23 protein-coding genes are annotated in these 18,908 nt (G+C 53.6%); 19 read left to right on the plus strand and 4 right to left on the minus strand.

Annotated elements, in window-relative coordinates:
* The first annotated feature begins 14 nt into the window (after window positions 1-14).
* Genes Y71_RS01955 through mdcH form a run of 3 tightly spaced genes read left to right on the plus strand, consistent with a single transcriptional unit; the run spans window position 15 to window position 2,490 of the window.
* Window positions 15-974: an AEC family transporter gene (locus tag Y71_RS01955; protein ID WP_035888975.1), complete on the plus strand. Its 960-nt coding sequence runs from the start codon at window positions 15-17 to the stop codon at window positions 972-974.
* Between the two features lie 2 nt (window positions 975-976).
* Window positions 977-1,594, plus strand: coding sequence for a malonate decarboxylase holo-ACP synthase (locus Y71_RS01960; RefSeq protein WP_007369787.1), 618 nt, complete (start codon window positions 977-979; stop codon window positions 1,592-1,594).
* Window positions 1,594-2,490 carry a malonate decarboxylase subunit epsilon gene (gene mdcH, locus Y71_RS01965; protein ID WP_007369788.1) on the plus strand — a complete coding sequence of 299 codons (897 nt, stop codon included), beginning with the start codon at window positions 1,594-1,596 and terminating at the stop codon, window positions 2,488-2,490. The genes Y71_RS01960 and mdcH overlap by 1 nt, the downstream gene beginning before the upstream one ends.
* A 112-nt stretch (window positions 2,491-2,602) precedes the next feature.
* Here mdcH and Y71_RS01970 read toward each other — a convergent pair whose 3' ends face one another.
* The gene (locus Y71_RS01970; protein ID WP_007369790.1) at window positions 2,603-3,535 is read right to left on the minus strand and encodes a LysR family transcriptional regulator; all 933 of its coding nucleotides are present in this window, start codon (window positions 3,533-3,535) and stop codon (window positions 2,603-2,605) included.
* Window positions 3,536-3,562: 27 nt separating this feature from the next.
* On the minus strand, window positions 3,563-5,467 hold the full coding sequence (locus Y71_RS01975) for an ABC transporter ATP-binding protein (RefSeq protein WP_007369791.1): 1,905 nt from the start codon (window positions 5,465-5,467) through the stop codon (window positions 3,563-3,565).
* A 178-nt stretch (window positions 5,468-5,645) separates the two neighbouring features.
* Here Y71_RS01975 and kefG point away from each other — a divergent pair, with 178 nt between their 5' ends.
* From kefG to slyD, 4 genes are all read left to right on the plus strand, one after another.
* Window positions 5,646-6,197, plus strand: coding sequence for a glutathione-regulated potassium-efflux system ancillary protein KefG (gene kefG, locus Y71_RS01980; RefSeq protein ID WP_007369792.1), 552 nt, complete (start codon window positions 5,646-5,648; stop codon window positions 6,195-6,197).
* The gene (kefB, locus tag Y71_RS01985) at window positions 6,197-8,002 is read left to right on the plus strand and encodes a glutathione-regulated potassium-efflux system protein KefB (RefSeq protein WP_007369793.1); all 1,806 of its coding nucleotides are present in this window, start codon (window positions 6,197-6,199) and stop codon (window positions 8,000-8,002) included. The genes kefG and kefB overlap by 1 nt, the downstream gene beginning before the upstream one ends.
* 10 nt (window positions 8,003-8,012) lie before the next feature.
* Window positions 8,013-8,213, plus strand: coding sequence for a YheV family putative zinc ribbon protein (locus tag Y71_RS01990; protein WP_007369794.1), 201 nt, complete (start codon window positions 8,013-8,015; stop codon window positions 8,211-8,213).
* 94 nt (window positions 8,214-8,307) lie between these two features.
* Window positions 8,308-8,895 carry a peptidylprolyl isomerase gene (gene slyD, locus Y71_RS01995; protein ID WP_007369795.1) on the plus strand — a complete coding sequence of 196 codons (588 nt, stop codon included), beginning with the start codon at window positions 8,308-8,310 and terminating at the stop codon, window positions 8,893-8,895.
* A gap of 162 nt (window positions 8,896-9,057) precedes the next feature.
* Here slyD and Y71_RS02000 read toward each other — a convergent pair whose 3' ends face one another.
* Window positions 9,058-9,276 (minus strand): protein SlyX, encoded by a 219-nt coding sequence (locus tag Y71_RS02000; RefSeq protein WP_007369796.1) that lies wholly within the window; start codon window positions 9,274-9,276, stop codon window positions 9,058-9,060.
* Window positions 9,277-9,513: 237 nt separating this feature from the next.
* Here Y71_RS02000 and fkpA point away from each other — a divergent pair, with 237 nt between their 5' ends.
* The 11 genes from fkpA (at window position 9,514) to bfr (ending at window position 17,755) form a co-directional block, all read left to right on the plus strand.
* Window positions 9,514-10,383, plus strand: a complete 870-nt coding sequence (gene fkpA / locus Y71_RS02005; protein ID WP_007369797.1) for an FKBP-type peptidyl-prolyl cis-trans isomerase — start codon at window positions 9,514-9,516, stop codon at window positions 10,381-10,383.
* Window positions 10,384-10,534: 151 nt separating this feature from the next.
* Window positions 10,535-11,257, plus strand: a complete 723-nt coding sequence (locus Y71_RS02010) for a helix-turn-helix transcriptional regulator (protein WP_007369798.1) — start codon at window positions 10,535-10,537, stop codon at window positions 11,255-11,257.
* A complete protein-coding gene (gene tusD, locus Y71_RS02015; protein WP_007369799.1) occupies window positions 11,257-11,643 on the plus strand; it encodes a sulfurtransferase complex subunit TusD in 387 nt (128 codons plus the stop codon). Before Y71_RS02010 ends, tusD begins: the two co-directional genes overlap by 1 nt.
* Window positions 11,643-12,002 carry a sulfurtransferase complex subunit TusC gene (gene tusC, locus Y71_RS02020; RefSeq protein WP_007369800.1) on the plus strand — a complete coding sequence of 120 codons (360 nt, stop codon included), beginning with the start codon at window positions 11,643-11,645 and terminating at the stop codon, window positions 12,000-12,002. Before tusD ends, tusC begins: the two co-directional genes overlap by 1 nt.
* A gap of 7 nt (window positions 12,003-12,009) precedes the next feature.
* Window positions 12,010-12,297 (plus strand): sulfurtransferase complex subunit TusB, encoded by a 288-nt coding sequence (gene tusB, locus Y71_RS02025; RefSeq protein WP_035888982.1) that lies wholly within the window; start codon window positions 12,010-12,012, stop codon window positions 12,295-12,297.
* 124 nt (window positions 12,298-12,421) lie between these two features.
* A complete protein-coding gene (gene rpsL, locus Y71_RS02030) occupies window positions 12,422-12,796 on the plus strand; it encodes a 30S ribosomal protein S12 (RefSeq protein ID WP_000246815.1) in 375 nt (124 codons plus the stop codon).
* 97 nt (window positions 12,797-12,893) lie between these two features.
* On the plus strand, window positions 12,894-13,364 hold the full coding sequence (rpsG, locus tag Y71_RS02035; protein WP_007369802.1) for a 30S ribosomal protein S7: 471 nt from the start codon (window positions 12,894-12,896) through the stop codon (window positions 13,362-13,364).
* Between the two features lie 98 nt (window positions 13,365-13,462).
* Window positions 13,463-15,577: an elongation factor G gene (gene fusA / locus Y71_RS02040; RefSeq protein WP_007369803.1), complete on the plus strand. Its 2,115-nt coding sequence runs from the start codon at window positions 13,463-13,465 to the stop codon at window positions 15,575-15,577.
* A gap of 69 nt (window positions 15,578-15,646) precedes the next feature.
* On the plus strand, window positions 15,647-16,831 hold the full coding sequence (gene tuf / locus Y71_RS02045) for an elongation factor Tu (RefSeq protein WP_017460031.1): 1,185 nt from the start codon (window positions 15,647-15,649) through the stop codon (window positions 16,829-16,831).
* Window positions 16,832-17,012: 181 nt separating this feature from the next.
* Window positions 17,013-17,207: a bacterioferritin-associated ferredoxin gene (bfd, locus tag Y71_RS02050; protein WP_007369806.1), complete on the plus strand. Its 195-nt coding sequence runs from the start codon at window positions 17,013-17,015 to the stop codon at window positions 17,205-17,207.
* 71 nt (window positions 17,208-17,278) lie between these two features.
* Window positions 17,279-17,755 (plus strand): bacterioferritin, encoded by a 477-nt coding sequence (gene bfr / locus Y71_RS02055; protein ID WP_007369807.1) that lies wholly within the window; start codon window positions 17,279-17,281, stop codon window positions 17,753-17,755.
* On the opposite strand, the gene Y71_RS02060 is transcribed toward bfr, so the two are convergent.
* A complete protein-coding gene (locus tag Y71_RS02060) occupies window positions 17,752-18,201 on the minus strand; it encodes a prepilin peptidase (protein WP_071531967.1) in 450 nt (149 codons plus the stop codon). The genes bfr and Y71_RS02060 overlap by 4 nt on opposite strands.
* Window positions 18,202-18,577: 376 nt before the next feature.
* On the opposite strand from Y71_RS02060, the gene rpsJ reads away from it, so the two are divergent.
* The gene (gene rpsJ / locus Y71_RS02065; RefSeq protein WP_001181005.1) at window positions 18,578-18,889 is read left to right on the plus strand and encodes a 30S ribosomal protein S10; all 312 of its coding nucleotides are present in this window, start codon (window positions 18,578-18,580) and stop codon (window positions 18,887-18,889) included.
* Window positions 18,890-18,908: the final 19 nt, after the last annotated feature.

An 18,908-nucleotide genomic window follows, 5' to 3' on the forward strand; every position in this document is an offset into this window, starting at 1 on the left:
CTTATAGGTGATCTATGACTTATGTAATTGTTCATGCCCTCGCACCCATTTTTGTCATCATGCTGTTGGGTTTCTGGGCAGGGAAGGCCAAAATGGTCGACAACAAGAACGTTTCCCTGCTGAATATCTTCGTAATGGACTTTGCCCTGCCCGCCGCGCTGTTTAGCGCGACCGTGCAAACGCCGTGGGCCGGTATCATCGCCCAGTCGCCGCTGATTGTGGTGCTGGTTCTCGCTATGTGGATCACCTACGCGGCTATCTACTTCCTGGCGGTCTCTGTCTTCAAAAAATCGCCGCAGGATGCTGCAGTATTAACCCTGACAGTGGCGCTGCCGAACTACGCGGCGCTGGGTCTGCCGATCCTCGGTAGCGTTCTGGGCGAAGGGTCTGCAACGTCTCTTTCCGTCGCGGTTTCTATTGCCTGTGGTTCGGTACTGATGACGCCGTTCTGCCTGCTGATCCTCGAACGTGAAAAAGCGCGTGCAGAAGGCGGCAACACAGGCTCTACGCTGGCAATGCTGCCGGTGCTGATGTGGCGTTCGGTGAAAAAACCGATTGTCTGGGGCCCGCTGCTGGGGGTTGTGCTTTCAGCGTTTGGCCTCAAAATGCCGGAATTGCTGCTGGCTTCTATCAAACCGCTTGGCCTGGCTGCGACCGCTGCGGCGCTGTTCCTGACCGGTGTGATCCTCTCAGCGCGTAAACTCGCCATCAACACTATGGTTATTTCTGCCACGATCACCAAGCTGCTGATCCAGCCTGCTATTGCCTGGGGGATTGTGCTGGTGCTGGGCCTGCATGGCTCTGTCGCTATCACCGCGATCCTGATGATTGCGCTGGCGGCTGGTTTCTTCGGCGTGGTATTTGGTAACCGCTTTGGCGTGCAGTCGCCGGATGCGGAAGCGGTACTGCTGTTAAGTTCCGTACTGTGTATCCTGTCGCTGCCGCTGTTTATCTCGCTGACTTCAGGAATGTAATCATGACCACAACATTACGCCCGCACGATCTTCTCTGGCCTGGCGCACGCGATGCGCTGGAAGGGGTAACTGAACCCTGGGTCGATGAAGTGTGGCACGCCGGTTTACCGGTAGTGGTGCGGCGTGATGTTGTTCAGGGCGATCGAATCCCCGTTGGCGTGCGCGGTTTACGACGCGATCAGCGCGCTGCGGGGTGGGTGAGATCAGAGCGCATTACCCGCATTGTCTCACCAGAGCAGCTTGTCGCACCGCTGGCGCTGCTTCGTTCCCCCTTTATTTCTCAGCCGCCGGTGCAACTGGCTTTGCAACTGGCGCAGCAGAACTGGCCGTGGATATGGGGCGTGACCGGCAGCACCGGCTACGCGCTGGCGACAGGCATTCCGGTTATCCATGCGACCAGCGATCTTGACCTGCTGATCCGCGCTCCGCAGCCGCTTTCTCCCGATGATCTTTTACGCTGGCAACAGCAACTGAGCGGTGGATTGTGCCGGGCGGATACCCAGATTGAGACGCCGAATGGCGGTTTTGCGCTGGCGGAGTGGTTACGCGATGGGCGGGCAATGCTGAAAACCAATCATGGGCCGCGGCTGGTCAGCGATCCGTGGTACAGGGAGGCGTAATGAAAATTCTGTTTACCTTTCCGGGGCAGGGGACGCAGCGTCCCGGCATGTTACAGGGGCTGCCCGGCACAGAACTGGCGCAAGCGCGTGAAATATTAGGCGCGGAAGTGGATGCGCTTGATACGCCGCAGGCATTAGAACATACGCGTGCCGTACAACTGGCACTGCTGATTTCCGGTGTTGCCTGGGCGCGGGAATTACAGCGCCGGGGCATGATAGTGGATATCACCTGTGGATTATCGATTGGCGCATTTCCTGCCGCTGTGGTGGCTGGAGCGCTGGATTTCCACGATGCCTTGCAGCTTGTCGCGTTGCGCGGCGACTTAATGGAACAGGCCTGGCCGCACGGGTACGGTCTGACGGCGATTATGGGGCTGACGCTGCCTGTCGTGGAAACGCTGCTCGAAGGGAGCGGGGCGTATATTGCCAACCTGAACGCGGAAACGCAGATTGTTATCGCCGGTAGTGATGACGCGATGGCGCTGGTCGCGCAGCGTGCGCTGGCCAAAGGCGCGAACAAAGCGCAGCGTCTGGCGGTCAGCGTGCCTTCGCATTGTGAACTGCTGGCTGCGCCCGCGGAAAAACTGGCGCAGGCCTTTACTCACATCGCGCTGAACCGGCCGCAATGCGCTTATTTAAGCGGCAGTACTGGCCGTGTGCTGTGGCAGCCGGAAAAAATTGCTGACGATTTGGCACGTAATATGGCGCGCACCGTGCGCTGGCAGGAGGCGATGGTTGCCGCGAATGAACGTGACGCAAGGCTGGCGATTGAGATGCCGCCGGGCGGCATTCTGACCTGTCTGACGCGCCAGGCGGCATGGAACGGTGAATGCATTTCGCTGGAAAGAAGTGGTGCGGATGTTGCGCTGCATCTGGCTAAGCGGCTTCGGGGGTAAGTTTGCGCTCCGCTTGTCGGGCCTGCAGGCTGGCGAACGGTTTACAGGGAAGATTGATTGCCTGATAGCGCCGATCTTTGCCGGATAAGGTGCAGGCGCTATCCGGCAAAGATCAGGCGCTATCTCCCAGACTGCGGGCGTACATTCGCCCTTCGGCTGCCAGCGCCAGTAAATTGGGATCGTGCTCGCGGTTGCGGGCGAAGACAATAGCGATCAACTGCTGCATCTGATACGGCTCGGCGAGACGCAGTAACTGCAAGGAGCTTTCGTATACTTTTTTCATTCTTCCCGGCATCAGGGAAAAACCCACGCCCGCCTGCACCAGGCTGAGCATGGAAAAGATGTCGTTAACACGGGTGACGATTTCCGGCTCGAACCCGGCAATATGAAACGCTTCCTGAAACCCGGCGTAAGTGGCGAACCCTTCGGCCAGCGAGACAAATTTTTGCGTACGATAATCGCGCAGATCGGCAAAGTCGTCGCTCTTCAGCGTGGCGCTGGCTGGCGCAGCAAGAAAGATATCGTCATGAAACAGCGGCAGCATTTCGAAATTATTGTGGTCGAGTTCGCTGCCGGAGATTGAGATGAGGATGGCATCGAGCGTCCCCTCTTCCAGCATATGCAGCAGCGCCTCGTTTGACCCCATGGTCAGATCCATTTCCAGGTCCGGACGGCGCAACTTCATGCCCATAATAAGCCTCGGCACGGTTTCCAGCGTCAGCGAGTAAAGCGTACCGACACGTAAACGACCCTGACCGACGCCCGCCGTTTTCCGCGCTTCATCCAGCCCGCGCTCCATCAACTGCATGACTTCCTGGCAATACTCCATAAGCGTCCAGGCGGCAGGAAGGGGGATCAGATTGCGCCCTTTATGCACGAATAGCGGGCAACGCACATTTTCTTCCAGCGTGTGCAGCGCGCGATGCACACTGACGCCGCTCAGGTTAAGGGTTTCCGCCGCGCGGGCGATATTTCCCTTTTCCATAAACGCCATGAAAATGCCCAGCTTGCGAAACGTAATGTCGTTGGTGATATCCAGATTCATAACTCTCTCGCCCGCTGTTATCGCCAGTTATTCCCCTTGCAGCATCGCTTCCAGCTGCTCGTGCGCTTCAAGCCATGCCATTTCACACTCTTCCAGACCGGCTTTCGCCGTCGCCTGTTGTTGCAGGCAGGTGGTCAGTTCGGCTTTACGGCTTTGATCGTACAACCCGCTATCGCCGAGCTTCTCTTCGGCTTGCGCCAACTGTGCATTCAGCTTTTCCATCTCTTTTTCCAGCCGGGCGATCTCTTTACGCAGCGGCTGGGTTTGTGTGCGCAGTTCCGCTTCGCGGCGTTTTTGATCTTTACGTGCCTGAGCGCTGTTGCCGTTATCTTTTGCACCTTCCGCGGGCTGACTTTCCTGCTTCTGCACGTCGCTCAGCCATTGCTGGTAATCTTCCAGATCGCCTTCAAACGGCTCCACTTTGCCGTCGTGTACCAGGTAGAGATCGTCAGTGGTGGAGCGTAACAGGTGACGATCGTGCGAGACGACGACCAGCGCGCCTTCGAACTCGATCAACGCTTCGGTCAGCGCCTGGCGCATATCAAGATCCAGGTGGTTGGTCGGTTCATCAAGCAGTAGCAGGTTCGGGCGCTGCCAGACGATCAGCGCCAGCACCAGCCGCGCTTTTTCGCCTCCGGAGAAGCGTTCCGTCACTTCGGTAATCTTGTCGCCCTGAAAGCCGAAACCGCCGAGATAATCGCGCAGCTTCTGTTCCAGCTCCTGCGGTGCCAGGCGCGCCAGGTGTTGCAGCGGCGACTCATCCGCGCGTAAAAATTCCAGTTGATGCTGGGCGAAATAACCCAGTTTGATGCCTTTCGCCAGGCCGATTTCACCGCTTTGCGGCACCAGTTCACCGGCTAACATTTTGATCAGCGTCGATTTACCTGCACCGTTGCGCCCCAGAAGGCCAATACGCGAACCGGGTACCAGGTTCAGTTTGATGGCATTCAGAATGGTGCGATCGCCATAACCCGCGCTCACTTTTTCCATTTTCAATAACGGGTTCGGCAGGCTTTCCGGCGCGCGGAAGCTGAAATGGAACGGATTATCGACGTGCGCTGGCGCAATCAGCTCCATGCGTTCAAGCATTTTGATACGGCTCTGCGCCTGTTTGGCTTTGCTGGCTTTCGCTTTGAAGCGATCAATAAAGCTTTGCAGGTGCGCCACGCGTAGCTGCTGGCTTTCGTAAGTGGCCTGCTGCTGGGCGAGACGCGTTGCACGCTGGCGCTCGAACGAACTGTAGTTGCCGGTATATTCGAACAGGCTTTGCTGTTCAATATGCAGAATTTTGTCGACCACCGGATCGAGGAAATCGCGGTCGTGGGAGATCAGGATCAGCGTGCCCTGATAGCTCTTCAACCACTTCTCCAGCCAGATCACCGCGTCCAGATCCAGGTGGTTCGTCGGTTCATCGAGCAGCAGTAAATCTGAACGGCAAATCAGCGCCTGCGCGAGGTTCAGACGCATGCGCCAACCGCCGGAGAAGTCGCTTACCGGGCGATCGAGTTGCTCGTTGGTAAAGCCCAGCCCGTGCAACAGGCTGGAAGCGCGGGAACGAATAGTCCAGGCGTCAATGGCATCGAGTTTGCCGTGTACCGTGGCGATGGCATGGCCGTCGTTGCGCTCGTTGGCACTGTTCAGCTCGGCTTCCAGTTTGCGATATTCACGATCGCCGTCTATCACATAGTCTATCGCCGCCTCGTTCAGGGCCGGGGTTTCCTGATTCACCCACGCCAGTTGCCAGGTGCCGGGAAACGTGACGCTGCCGCCATCGGCGCTCATCTCGTTTTTCAGCAGCGACAGCAGCGTTGATTTGCCGCAGCCGTTTTTACCCACCAGACCGACTTTCTGGCCCGGGTTAATGGTGGCCGTGGCGTTATCCAGCAGGACACGCACACCGCGACGAATTTGTAACGAGGAGAAAACAATCATAAGGCGCCGTATGTTCAGACTATGTTAATTTGTCATTATGATAATGTAAGGTTACGGCCTAATGCCGTACCGGGGCCGCAATGGTAGCCCAAAATGAAGGCGATAGACAAAATCATTCTGGGCGGGCAAAAGCGGCCGCGCCGGAAGAATAACAGGTACGACACCCGGGAGGGGAATGATGTCGCAGACAGCCAAAGTGTTGCTGCTGTATGCCCATCCGGAATCTCAGGACTCGGTGGCTAATCGGGTTTTGCTTAAACCGGCAATGCAACTCCAAAACGTCACGGTGCACGATCTCTACGCGCGCTATCCTGATTTCTTTATCGATATTCCTCGTGAACAGGCGTTGTTGCGCGAGCATGACGTGATCGTCTTCCAGCACCCGCTGTATACCTACAGCTGCCCGGCATTACTCAAAGAGTGGTTGGATCGCGTGTTAAGCCGCGGTTTTGCCAGCGGTATTGGTGGGAATCAACTGGCGGGAAAGTACTGGCGTAGCGTGGTCACCACCGGTGAGCCGGAGGCGGCTTATCGTCATGATGGCCTGAATCGCTACTCAATGAATGACATTCTGCGCCCGTTTGAGCTGACCGCCGCCATGTGCCGTATGCACTGGCTTAGCCCGATCATTGTTTATTGGGCGCGCAGGCAGCCGCCGCAGGAACTGGCAAATCATGCCAAAGCTTACGGCGACTGGCTGGCGTCGCCCCTGCCGCCAGGAGGCCGCTGATGGAAGGTTCCACGCTGTTACTGGCTGGTGTGCTGTTTCTCTTCGCTGCCGTCGTCGCCGTACCGCTGGCCGCCCGGCTTGGTATTGGGGCTGTGCTTGGTTATTTGTTGGCGGGGATAGCCATTGGCCCGTGGGGGCTGGGGTTTATCAGCGACGTTGACGAGATCCTTCATTTCTCCGAGCTGGGCGTGGTGTTCCTGATGTTTATCATCGGGCTGGAGCTGAATCCGGCCAAGCTCTGGGAATTGCGGCGCTCGATTTTCGGCGTCGGTGCCGCGCAGGTGCTGCTGAGCGCGGCGATTCTGGCCGGATTGCTGATGTTGACGCAATTCGCCTGGCAGGCCGCTGTGATTGGCGGTATTGGTCTTGCGATGTCATCGACGGCGATGGCGCTGCAGCTGATGCGCGATAAAGGCATGAATCGCAGCGAATCCGGGCAACTGGGTTTTTCTGTGTTGCTGTTTCAGGATCTGGCGGTGATCCCGGCGCTGGCGCTGGTGCCGCTGCTGGCAGGAAATGGCGACGATCACCTTGACTGGATGAAGGTCGGCATGAAGGTGCTGGCCTTTGCGGGTATGTTGATTGGCGGGCGTTACCTGCTGCGCCCGGTATTTCGCTTTATCGCCGGTTCAGGTGTACGCGAGGTTTTTACTGCAGCAACGCTGTTGCTGGTGCTCGGCTCGGCGCTGTTTATGGATGCACTGGGGCTGTCGATGGCGCTAGGCACCTTTATTGCCGGAGTGCTGCTGGCGGAGAGTGAATATCGCCACGAACTGGAAATCGCTATTGAGCCGTTTAAAGGTTTACTGCTCGGTCTGTTCTTTATTTCTGTCGGTATGGCCCTGAATCTGGGTGTGCTTTACACCCACTTGCTATGGGTGGTGATGAGCGTCGCAGTGCTGGTGGCGATCAAAACGCTGGTGCTGTACGTGCTGGCGCGTGTGTATGGGCTGCGCAGCTCGGAGCGGATGCAGTTTGCTGGCGTGCTTAGCCAGGGGGGAGAGTTTGCGTTTGTGCTCTTCTCTTCGGCATCGTCCCAGCGCTTGTTTCAGCACGATCAGATGGCGCTGTTGTTGGTGACCGTCACCCTGTCGATGATGACCACGCCGTTGCTGATGCGCGGCATCGATAAGCTGCTCTCATGGCGCTTTAACACGCCGGAAGATGAAGACGAAGCGCCGTGGGTGGAAGATGACAAACCGCAGGTGATTGTGGTGGGATTTGGCCGCTTTGGCCAGGTGATTGGCCGCCTGCTGATGGCGAATAAGATGCGCATTACCGTGCTGGAACGGGATATCAGCGCCGTTAACCTGATGCGTAAGTACGGTTATAAAGTTTATTACGGCGATGCGACGCAGGTGGAGCTGTTGCGCTCGGCGGGCGCGGAATCAGCGCAATCCATCGTCATTACCTGCAACGATCCGCTGGATACGATGAAACTGGTGGAAATCTGTCAGCAACATTTCCCGCATCTGGCTATTTTGGCGCGGGCGCGTGGACGCGTGGAAGCGCACGAGCTGTTGCAGGCCGGTGTGACGCAGTTTTCCCGCGAAACCTTCTCCAGTGCGCTTGAACTGGGGCGTAAGGCACTTATTTCGCTGGGGATGCACCCTCACCAGGCGCAGCGCGCGCAACTGCATTTTAAACGGCTGGATATGCGTATGCTGCGCGAACTGATGCCGGTGCATACCGATACGCTACAAATTTCCCGCGTACGCGAAGCGCGGCGCGAGCTGGAGGAGATTTTCCAGCGTGAAATGCAACAAGAGCGTCGCCAGCTGGATGGCTGGGACGAGTTTGAATAAGGGGATTCGAATGGCTGTACGTAAACGTTTTATTGCCGGGGCGGTCTGTCCGTCATGCCAGGCGAAGGATTCGCTGGCGATGTGGCGTGAAAATAATGTCGATATAGTTGAGTGTGTTAAGTGCGGACACCAGATGCGTGAAGCCGATAAAGAGGCCCGCGATCATGTTCGCAAAGATGAGCAAGTTATTGGGATTTTTCATCCGGACTAGCCATATCGGGCAGCTTTTTTTAAGCTAAAGGGTACACGGGTGCAGAATTCCGCTACAATCTGCGCCAGTAATTTTCCCACGCTCAGGAGATATCATGAAAGTAGCAAAAGACCTGGTGGTCAGCCTGGCTTACCAGGTACGTACAGAAGACGGTGTGTTGGTTGATGAGTCTCCGGTGAGTGCGCCGCTGGACTACCTGCACGGTCACGGTTCCCTGATCTCTGGTCTGGAAAACGCGCTGGATGGTCACGAAGTCGGCGATAAATTCGATGTGGCGGTTGGCGCGAACGACGCTTACGGTCAGTACGATGAAAACCTGGTGCAGCGCGTACCGAAAGACGTCTTTATGGGCGTTGATGAATTGCAGGTTGGCATGCGCTTCCTGGCGGAAACCGACCAGGGTCCGGTACCAGTAGAAATTACCGAAGTCGAAGACGACCACGTTGTGGTTGATGGCAACCACATGCTGGCTGGCCAGAACCTGAAATTCAACGTTGAAGTTGTCGCGATCCGCGAAGCGACTGAAGAAGAACTGGCTCATGGCCACGTTCACGGTGCGCATGGCCACGATCATGACCACGACCACGATCACGACGGTTGCTGCGGTGGTCACGGCCACGATCATGGTCACGACCATGGTAAAGGCGGTTGCGGTGGTAACGGCGGCTGCGGTTGCCACTAATAAAATCCCATCGTCTTTCGCACTGCTGGTGCGTTGGTTTCACTTTCAAACCCCGGTCACATAGTTTTCTATGCTCCCGGGGATTTCAAGTTTGCCGCCTGCCTGCAACACGAAATATTAGGGATTTATGCACTGAGCGGGGAAACCCGCTTTTTTTACGCCCTAATAATGGGGCGGCGGTGTTTCTTCTGATGGCGACGCCATATGGGAAGGCTGGCTGGCCTTGAGTTTTTCTGCCATTAGTCGCAGATGCTCGCGCAGCTTTGCCATCTCCAGTTCGTGGGCAATAACCGTCTGGTTTAGCTCTTCGATTGTCATCTCCTGAAAAGCCAGTCTGCTCTCCAGTTCAGCCAGTCGCGCTTCTGTTGTTAGCTCTTGCATTCTTCACCTCGGGTCTGCTTCCGGCTCAAATTTCATAAACCGGGCGAATTTTACTGAAGTTTGTCATGCGGTACAGCATTACGTCAGAAAATCAGAAACTAATTTAAACAAAAATAGTCAGAAAACAGGTGAATTCGGGTAGTGTCCTTATGTTGATTTCTACCGCAACGCTTTATAGTACGCTTCTTACTTAATGTTTAACCCTGGGGCGAGATGCCCCGACCCCTGGAGAAATGGATGAAATCACTGTTTAAAGTCACGCTGCTGGCGACCACAATGGCCGTTGCCCTTCATGCGCCGATCTCTTTCGCTGCGGAGACGGCGAAGAAAGAGACTGCCACTGCAGCTGACAGCAAAGCGGCATTTAAAAATGACGACCAGAAATCTGCTTATGCGCTGGGCGCATCTCTGGGCCGCTACATGGAAAACTCCCTGAAAGAGCAGGAAAAACTGGGCATCAAACTGGACAAAGCCCAGTTGATCGCTGGCGTTCAGGACGCGTTTGCTGATAAGAGCAAACTGAGCGACCAGGAAATTGAACAAACGCTGCAAGCGTTCGAAACGCGTGTGAAAACTGCCGCGCAAGAACGTATGGAGAAAGACGCTGCTGACAACGAAGCGAAAGGTAAAACCTTCCGTGACACCTTCGCCAAAGAGAAAGGTGTGAAAACGTCTGATACCGGCCTGCTGTACAAAGTCGAAAAAGAAGGGACTGGTGATGCGCCGAAAGACAGCGACACTGTCGTTGTAAACTACAAAGGTACGCTGATTGACGGTAAAGAGTTCGATAACTCCTATACCCGTGGCGAACCGCTCTCCTTCCGCCTCGACGGCGTGATCCCGGGCTGGACTGAAGGTCTGAAAAACATCAAGAAAGGCGGCAAAATCAAGCTGGTGATCCCACCGGCTCTGGCTTACGGTAAAACTGGCGTTCCGGGCATTCCGGCTAACTCCACGCTGGTGTTTGACGTAGAGCTGCTGGATATCAAACCGGCTCCGAAAGCTGATGCCGCAGCGCCGAAAGCGGATGCTGGCGCATCAGATGCGGCTCCGGCCGCTGCAGATCAGCCTGCTGATGCGAAGGCTGCCGATACTGGCACGAAGTAACAGTATGAAAAAACGCCGCCTCCGGGCGGCGTTTTTTTTTGTAGTAAGGATATAATCTTAACGTACGATGTATTAATTTATATCCCCATATAAATAATGAGCCTGCCCTGAAAAGTTAACGACAGGCTCCTGAAAAGGAGTGTTTTTTTTCATGTCCAGGTCGCTATTAACCAACGAAACCAGTGAACTTGATTTACTGGATCAACGTCCTTTCGATCAGACCGACTTCGATATCCTTAAATCCTACGAGGCGGTGGTGGACGGGTTAGCGATGCTCATTGGCTCACACTGCGAAATCGTTCTGCACTCCCTGCAAGACCTGAAATGTTCCGCTATCCGCATTGCGAACGGCGAACACACAGGACGTAAAATTGGCTCGCCGATTACCGACCTTGCCCTGCGCATGCTGCACGATATGACCGGTGCCGACAGTAGCGTCTCCAAATGCTACTTCACGCGCGCGAAAAGCGGCGTGCTGATGAAGTCAGTGACTATCGCTATCCGTAACCGCGATCATCGGGTGATTGGCCTGCTGTGCATCAACATGAACCTTGATGTGCCGTTCTCGCAAATCATGAACACCTTTATTCCGCCGGAAACTCCGGATGTTGGCTCGGCCGTTAACTTTGCATCCTCGGTAGAGGATCTGGTGATGCAGACGCTGGAGTTCACCATCGAAGAGGTTAATGCCGATCGCAACGTTTCCAATAATGCCAAGAATCGCCAGATTGTGCTGAACCTTTATGAGAAGGGCATCTTCGACATTAAAGACGCGATTAACCAGGTTGCCGATCGCCTGAATATCTCGAAACATACTGTTTACCTTTACATCCGCCAGTTCAAAAGCGGTGATTTTTCCGGACAGGATCGTTAATGCGTTTTGCCCTGATGGTCACCGGCCCGGCGTACGGCACTCAGCAAGCCAGTAGCGCTTATCAATTTGCGCTGGCGTTGCTGGAAGCCGGACATACGCTGAGCAGCGTTTTCTTCTATCGTGAAGGGGTGAATAACGCGAATGCGCTTACGGCACCTGCCAGCGATGAGTTTGACCTTGTGCGCGCCTGGCAGCGCTTGCATGATGAACAGCAGGTTAAACTGCATATCTGTGTCGCTGCCGCACTGCGCCGTGGTGTGGTTGATGATAATGAAGCTGAGCGATTAGCGCTGCCTGCCGCGAATTTACAGGCAGGTTTTTCACTTACCGGGTTGGGCGCGCTGGCCGAAGCCGCGATCTCCTGTGATCGGGTGGTGCAGTTTTGATGAAGCGCATCGCATTTGTCTTTACTTCCGCGCCGCACGGTTCATCCTCCGGGCGCGAAGGGTTGGATGCCTTACTCGCTACCTCAGCATTCACTGACGAGATTGGCGTATTTTTTATCGGCGATGGCGTGTTTCAGCTATTAGCCGGGCAGCAGCCGGATGCGATTCTGGCGCGCGATTACATCGCCACCTTTAAAGTCCTTCCTTTGTACGACATCGAACAGTGTTGGCTGTGTGCGGCCTCGCTACGCGAACGCGGTCTCGGCGAGGAGACGGCTTTCGTCTTGCCTGCGCAACAGCTGGAGCCGGAAGCGCTGCGTGAACAGCTTGATGAGTACACTGTCGTACTGACGTTTTGAGGCGCCTATGCTGCATACTCTGTCCCACTCTCCCTGGCAATGCGATATGACGGCGCTGTTGCGCATGTTGCGCTCTGGCGATGATGTACTGCTGTTATCGGATGGCGTCACGGCGGCGCTGGAAGGCAGTCGTTATATTGCTTTATTGCTAAATGCCCCCATAACCATTCATGCGTTAAATGATGATGTGCACGCACGCGGATTGAGCGGTCAAATTTCGAGCAGTGTTGTCAGGGTTGGCTATACTGATTTCGTTAGCCTGACGGTAAAACACGCCGTTCAGATGCATTGGTAATGTGGGATCGCTGTATATTTCTTGACACCTTTTAAGCACAGCCATAAAATTCTGCGTCCTCATATTATATGAGGTCGTTTTATTACGTGTTTACGAAGCAAAAGCTAAAACCAGGAGCTATTTAATGGCAACAGTTAACCAGCTGGTACGCAAACCACGCGCTCGCAAAGTTGCAAAAAGCAACGTGCCTGCGCTGGAAGCATGCCCGCAAAAACGTGGTGTATGTACTCGCGTATATACTACCACCCCGAAAAAACCGAACTCCGCACTGCGTAAAGTATGCCGTGTTCGTTTAACTAACGGTTTCGAAGTGACTTCCTACATCGGTGGTGAAGGTCACAACCTGCAGGAGCACTCCGTGATCCTGATCCGTGGCGGTCGTGTTAAAGACCTCCCGGGTGTTCGTTACCACACTGTTCGTGGCGCGCTCGACTGCTCTGGTGTTAAAGACCGTAAGCAGGCTCGCTCCAAGTACGGCGTGAAGCGTCCTAAGGCTTAATGGTTCTCCGTTAAGTAAGGCCAAACTGTTTTAACTTTAATGTCAAACTAAACTCTTAGAGTTTTGGACAATCCTGAATTAACAACGGAGTATTTCCATGCCACGTCGTCGTGTTATTGGTCAGCGTAAAATTCTGCCGGATCCGAAGTTCGGATCAGAACTGCTGGCTAAATTTGTAAATATCCTGATGGTAGACGGTAAAAAATCTACTGCAGAAGCAATCGTATACAGCGCGCTGGAGACCCTGGCTCAGCGTTCTGGTAAAAATGAACTGGAAGCTTTCGAAGTAGCCCTCGAAAACGTGCGCCCGACTGTCGAAGTTAAGTCTCGCCGCGTTGGTGGTTCTACTTATCAGGTTCCGGTTGAAGTTCGTCCGGTTCGTCGTAATGCCCTGGCAATGCGTTGGATCGTTGAAGCTGCTCGTAAACGCGGTGATAAATCCATGGCTCTGCGCCTGGCGAACGAACTTTCTGATGCTGCGGACAACAAAGGTACCGCAGTTAAGAAACGTGAAGACGTTCACCGTATGGCCGAAGCCAACAAGGCGTTCGCACACTACCGTTGGTAATCCCTTCGGAGTTTTAGTCACCAGGCGGGCGCTTCCAGTAAGTCGCTCGCCGTTTGGCAACTTAAATCTGAGCGCCTAAGAGACAAACGAGGAATCAAATGGCTCGTACAACACCCATCGCACGTTACCGTAACATCGGTATCAGTGCGCACATCGACGCCGGTAAAACCACGACTACCGAACGTATTCTGTTCTACACCGGTGTAAACCACAAAATCGGTGAAGTTCATGACGGCGCCGCAACCATGGACTGGATGGAGCAGGAGCAGGAGCGTGGTATTACCATTACCTCCGCAGCAACTACTGCATTCTGGTCTGGTATGGCGAAGCAGTATGAACCGCATCGCGTAAACATCATCGACACCCCGGGGCACGTTGACTTCACTATCGAAGTAGAACGTTCCATGCGTGTTCTTGACGGTGCGGTAATGGTTTACTGCGCAGTTGGTGGTGTTCAGCCGCAGTCTGAAACCGTATGGCGTCAGGCTAACAAATATAAAGTTCCGCGCATCGCGTTCGTTAACAAAATGGACCGTATGGGCGCCAACTTCCTGAAAGTTGTTGGTCAGATCAAAACCCGTCTGGGCGCGAACCCGGTTCCGCTGCAGCTGGCAATTGGTGCTGAAGAAGGTTTCACCGGTGTTGTTGACCTGGTGAAAATGAAAGCCATCAACTGGAACGATGCAGACCAGGGCGTAACCTTCGAATACGAAGATATCCCGGCTGACATGCAGGATCTGGCTGACGAATGGCACCAGAACCTGATCGAATCCGCTGCTGAAGCTTCTGAAGAGCTGATGGAGAAATACCTGGGTGGTGAAGAACTGACTGAAGCGGAAATCAAATCTGCTCTGCGTCAACGCGTTCTGAACAACGAAATCATCCTGGTAACCTGTGGTTCTGCGTTCAAGAACAAAGGCGTTCAGGCGATGCTGGATGCGGTAGTTGACTACCTGCCGTCCCCGACTGACGTACCTGCGATCAACGGTATTCTGGATGACGGTAAAGATACTCCGGCTGAGCGTCACGCAAGCGACGAAGAGCCGTTCTCTGCTCTGGCGTTCAAAATTGCTACCGACCCGTTCGTTGGTAACCTGACCTTCTTCCGCGTGTACTCTGGTGTGGTTAACTCTGGTGATACCATCCTGAACTCCGTGAAATCTGCACGTGAGCGTTTCGGTCGTATCGTTCAGATGCACGCTAACAAGCGTGAAGAGATCAAAGAAGTTCGTGCAGGCGATATCGCTGCTGCTATCGGTCTGAAAGACGTGACCACTGGTGACACTCTGTGTGACCCGGATCACCCGATCATTCTGGAACGTATGGAATTCCCGGAACCGGTAATCTCCATCGCAGTAGAACCGAAAACCAAAGCTGACCAGGAAAAAATGGGTCTGGCTCTGGGCCGTCTGGCGAAAGAAGACCCGTCATTCCGCGTATGGACTGACGAAGAATCTAACCAGACCATCATCGCCGGTATGGGTGAGCTGCACCTCGACATCATCGTTGACCGTATGAAACGTGAATTCAACGTTGAAGCGAACGTCGGTAAACCTCAGGTTGCTTACCGTGAAGCGATTCGCGCGAAAGTTACCGATATCGAAGGTAAACACGCGAAACAGTCTGGTGGTCGCGGTCAGTACGGTCATGTTGTTATCGACATGTACCCGCTGGAGCCGGGCTCTAACCCGAAAGGTTACGAGTTCATCAACGACATCAAAGGTGGTGTAATTCCTGGCGAATACATCCCGGCCGTTGATAAAGGCATCCAGGAACAACTGAAGTCTGGCCCGCTGGCTGGTTACCCGGTAGTAGATATGGGTGTTCGTCTGCACTTCGGTTCTTACCATGACGTTGACTCCTCTGAACTGGCGTTTAAACTGGCTGCGTCTATTGCCTTTAAAGAAGGCTTTAAGAAAGCAAAACCAGTTCTGCTTGAGCCGATCATGAAGGTTGAAGTAGAAACTCCGGAAGAGAACACCGGTGACGTTATCGGTGACTTGAGCCGTCGTCGCGGTATGCTGCGCGGTCAGGAATCTGAAGTCACTGGCGTTAAGATTCATGCTGAAGTGCCGCTGTCTGAAATGTTCGGATACGCAACCCAACTGCGTTCTCTGACCAAGGGTCGTGCATCATACACTATGGAATTCCTGAAGTATGATGATGCACCGAACAACGTTGCTCAGGCCGTAATCGAAGCCCGTGGTAAATAAGCCTCAGGGTTAAAACCAAAGTCCGTGCTCTCTCCAGAAGGGGAGAGCGCTATAGTAAGGAATAAAGCCGTGTCTAAAGAAAAATTTGAACGTACAAAACCGCACGTTAACGTCGGCACAATCGGCCACGTTGACCATGGTAAAACTACCCTGACTGCTGCAATCACTACCGTTCTGGCAAAAACCTACGGTGGTTCTGCCCGCGCATTCGATCAGATCGATAACGCGCCGGAAGAAAAAGCTCGTGGTATCACCATCAACACTTCTCACGTTGAATATGACACCCCGACCCGCCACTACGCGCACGTAGACTGCCCGGGGCACGCCGACTATGTTAAAAACATGATCACCGGTGCTGCGCAGATGGACGGCGCGATCCTGGTTGTTGCTGCGACTGACGGTCCGATGCCGCAGACCCGTGAGCACATCCTGCTGGGTCGTCAGGTAGGCGTTCCGTACATCATCGTGTTCCTGAACAAATGTGACATGGTTGATGACGAAGAGCTGCTGGAACTGGTAGAGATGGAAGTTCGTGAACTGCTGTCTCAGTACGATTTCCCGGGCGACGACACGCCGATCGTTCGTGGTTCTGCTCTGAAAGCGCTGGAAGGCGAAGCAGAGTGGGAAGCGAAAATCATCGAACTGGCAGGCTTCCTGGATTCCTACATTCCGGAACCAGAGCGTGCGATTGACAAGCCGTTCCTGCTGCCGATCGAAGACGTATTCTCCATCTCCGGTCGTGGTACCGTTGTTACCGGTCGTGTAGAACGCGGTATCATCAAAGTGGGTGAAGAAGTTGAAATCGTTGGTATCAAAGACACCGCGAAATCGACCTGTACTGGCGTTGAAATGTTCCGCAAACTGCTGGACGAAGGCCGTGCGGGCGAGAACGTGGGTGTTCTGCTGCGTGGTATCAAACGTGAAGAAATCGAACGTGGTCAGGTACTGGCTAAGCCGGGTTCAATCAAGCCGCACACCAAATTCGAATCAGAAGTTTATATCCTGTCCAAAGATGAAGGCGGCCGTCACACTCCGTTCTTCAAAGGCTACCGTCCGCAGTTCTACTTCCGTACAACTGACGTGACTGGCACCATCGAACTGCCGGAAGGCGTAGAGATGGTAATGCCGGGCGACAACATCAAAATGGTTGTTACCCTGATTCACCCGATTGCGATGGACGATGGTCTGCGTTTCGCAATCCGTGAAGGCGGCCGTACCGTTGGCGCGGGCGTTGTGGCAAAAGTTCTCAGCTAATTATCTGGCTTTGAATGAAAAAGGGCGCTCCGGCGCCCTTTTTGCTGTCTGCTAAAAATTAATTGCGGACATATTTCCATGTAATTCTCCCTGCGCTTCTGACGAGGGCTTTACAGTTGTGCTATTGTAATCGTAACTATTCTCATTTACACTTTTGTGCATAAATTGAACGGGAGTGATCATGTACGTTTGTTTGTGTAATGGTGTGAGTGATAAAAAAATTCGTCAGGCAGTTCGCCAGTTTCACCCCCAATCATTTCAGCAGCTTCGCAAATTTGTTCCGGTGGGAAATCAATGCGGTAAGTGTGTTCGCGCGGCAAGAGAGATTATGCAGAACGAACTTACACAGATGCCGGAATATAAAGAGATCGCTTAAGGCGCTATCTTTTTTTGACATCCTTGTAGGCGCATCTACGCTTCAATAAGTGGAAGCGGAGGGACTACATAATGAAAGGTGATGTTAAAATCATAAATTATCTCAATAAATTATTGGGAAATGAGCTTGTCGCAATAAACCAATACTTTCTCCATGCGAGAATGTTCAAAAACTGGGGGCTGACGCGCCTCAACGACGTTGAATACCACGAATCCATTGATGAAATGAAACACGCTGATCAGTACATTGAGCGTATTTTGTTTCTTGAAGGATTACCGAACCTGCAGGACTTGGGCAAGCTCGGAATAGGTGAAGATGTCGAAGAGATGCTGCAATCTGACCTCAGGCTGGAACTGGAAGGCGCAAAAGATCTGCGCGAAGCCATTGCCTATGCTGATAGTGTTCATGATTATGTCAGCCGCGATATGATGATCAATATTCTCGCCGAAGAAGAGCACCATATTGACTGGCTCGAAACAGAGCTCGATCTGATTGCGAAAATTGGAATTCAAAACTACCTGCAATCGCAAATCAAAGTTGAAGATTAAAACGATATCAGTGTTGGGTATCCAGCCAGCAGACCCGCAGCCGCCAGAAATGGACCTAACGGCAGCGGGTTTTTTAATGACTGCCAGTTATGAGTACAGATGCATCTGATTCCTGCGACGCAACAGGCCAACAAAGATGCAATGACAATCAGCGTGGGCAAACTTTCCCAACCATGCCAGGCCCCCAGCGCAGAAAGGTATTTTACATCGCCATATCCCATTCCTTCCCGACCACGCCACAAGCGATAACCCCAATAGACAGCAGCAAAAACAGAATAGCCAGCGATTGCTCCCCATACGGCATATGGCAAAAAAGACACATGGAAAAGAGTGTGCCAGCAAAGTCCTGTCCACAATAAAGGGCAGGTAAAACGGTCAGGGAGGAGTCCACTACGAATGTCATGCCAGACGAGTAGCAAGTTCAGGAATAAGTAAATAAAGAGCATTTCGCCTCAAGTAAAGAATGATGTCGTACCTGGAGAGTGGCGAAGGAGGGGCTGATTGCATAATGTATTTCTGCAAAATTACGAGAAGACTCGCCAGAAATATCACCTGATTGATTGCAATGACATTCCTGCTGTGGACTTGCGCGCAATGTTGCTTATTTTCTAAACGGCACTTGCGTCCAGCCCAGATTTACGTATAATGCGCGGGCTTGTCGTAATTGACGGCGGGTTCAATCTGAACCCCAGCAGTGTTTTTTAGCTGCTAACAATGCTCCCAATCGGGGGGCTATGTTATGAACGATTACACTCCCCCATCAATCGTAATGGGTGTGAGGAGTAATTATTTTCGTCTATAAATAATTGGAGCTCTGGTCTCATGCAGAACCAAAGAATCCGTATCCGCCTGAAAGCGTTTGATCATCGTCTGATCGATCAATCAACCGCGGAAATCGTCGAGACTGCCAAGCGCACTGGTGCGCAAGTCCGTGGTCCGATCCCGCTGCCGACCCGCAAAGAGCGCTTTACCGTTCTGATCTCCCCGCACGTTAACAAAGACGCGCGCGATCAGTACGAAATTCGCACTCACAAGCGTCTGGTTGACATCGTTGAGCCAACCGAGAAAACCGTTGATGCTCTGATGCGTCTGGACCTGGCTGCCGGTGTAGACGTGCAGATCAGCCTGGGTTAATCAGGTCATCGAGCGATTG

Origin of the sequence: Kosakonia radicincitans DSM 16656 (genome assembly GCF_000280495.2) — a bacterium.
GTDB classification, from domain to species: Bacteria; Pseudomonadota; Gammaproteobacteria; order Enterobacterales; family Enterobacteriaceae; genus Kosakonia; species Kosakonia radicincitans.